1 protein-coding gene is annotated in these 1,023 nt (G+C 65.3%); it reads right to left on the reverse strand.

Annotated features, from left to right (window positions below; genetic code table 11):
• Positions 1-12: 12 nt before the first annotated feature.
• Positions 13-1,014, reverse strand: a complete 1,002-nt coding sequence (locus EOL86_15655; protein ID NCD27006.1) for a prolipoprotein diacylglyceryl transferase — start codon at positions 1,012-1,014, stop codon at positions 13-15.
• Positions 1,015-1,023: the final 9 nt, after the last annotated feature.

The following is a 1,023-nucleotide window of genomic DNA, read 5'->3' on the forward strand; positions in this document are numbered from 1 at the left end:
GGGAGGAGCGCATCAAATTTCCTGTTCCTTGACCGCGAACCGCACCACGGAATCGGTCACGGTGCTGCGACCGGTATAGACAAACACGACGGCGCACACCGCCTGGAGCACAAGCAGCACGGCCGGGCTCCACACGGCGGCCAGCCCCAGAGACACATCGGGATCAAGCGCTGGCGCGGAAAAAAACGATGGCAGGGCCGCGCCATACAGCACGCCGACTCCGGCCATGATCTGGTAGGCGGAAATTTTGCGCTCCCCGCGATAGTCCGCACGCAAAAACTCCGAAAGCACGCGCCAGACCTGGGTCACGACCAGGGGCAAAATCATGGCCACGCCGAACGCGCCGCGAACGAACAAAACCATCCCGATCACGGCCCCGCCGCAGTACAGCCAGGCGGTCATAAGCTGCACGGGCACCAGGGGCTGACCGGCCAACCCATGGGCGTAGACGGCCTTTTTGGTTTCGCCCTCGAAGACAACGCTCCAGGTCGAAAAAAAACGTTTCCACGGCGCGGACAAGGTTGCCACGGGCCGGCCGTAGCAGCAGCCAAAACTCAAACAGGCCATGCGCCCCACGCCCTCGCCCACGGCATAGGCGATGGACAGGGCGGCCAGCGCGGGCAGCACCGTGATTTCCGGCGACCATTGGACGGCCAGGACCGTGATCCACGGCGCGGCAACGATGCCCACAAACGACGCCCCGCCCACGCTGAACGTGTTGCGTTTGCCCTCCACCAAACGGGCCACCAACCGGGAGGCCGGGATACACAGGCCGAGCACGCCGACAACAATACCCAGCAGGCCACCCAGGCCCACGCCAACGGAACCAAGCAGCACCAAGGCCGTGGCCGTGGCCAGGGTGTAGGCCAGGGCGTTGAGCGCCCCGTACCAGGTCAGATTCACGGCCCGCCAGGTGCCATCGTGGTTCTTGGCCACGGGCAGACTGGCCAGCATCTGCCAACGCTCGGCCGGCAGGTTCCGCCCTCCCCACAACAAAAACGCGCCCAAAGCCAGCGCGTAGCC

Source organism: Deltaproteobacteria bacterium (assembly GCA_009930495.1).
Classification (GTDB): Bacteria; Desulfobacterota; Desulfovibrionia; order Desulfovibrionales; family Desulfomicrobiaceae; genus Desulfomicrobium.